Below are 337 nucleotides of genomic sequence, written 5' to 3'. Positions count from 1 at the left end.
TATCTTCGTCAGTGCTTACAGCATCATCATTGGCAACCGGAGCAGGATTGGAAACAGTCCATGTGAAGGTTTGATCGACAGTGCTGGTGCCATCACTGACCGTGATCGTCACACTATGCGCACCGCCAACACCGTCCTGGCTTGCGGATGGATCAATGGTGCCGCTGATAATGCCTGTATTTGGATCAATCGTCAGACCCTTCGGCAGACCCGTGGCGCTATAGGTGAGCGTGTCACCATCAATGTCCTTGAAGAAATCGCTCACATCAAGCGAGGTGATGGCGTCAGCATCATCATTTGCCTGATCGACAATCGTACCAACGGCCTCTGGCGCGTC

At 53.1% G+C, this 337-nt stretch carries 1 protein-coding gene; it reads right to left on the bottom strand.

Going from position 1 to position 337, the window contains the following annotated elements:
• The coding region (locus QSJ70_RS27480) for a putative Ig domain-containing protein (RefSeq protein ID WP_285541387.1) at positions 1 to 337 on the bottom strand (337 nt) is incomplete at both ends.

Origin of the sequence: Brucella sp. NBRC 12950 (assembly GCF_030268145.1) — a bacterium.
Classification (GTDB): Bacteria; Pseudomonadota; Alphaproteobacteria; order Rhizobiales; family Rhizobiaceae; genus Brucella.
The sequence above is the reverse complement of the archived record's forward strand: the minus strand, read 5'-3'. Positions and strand labels throughout refer to the sequence as shown.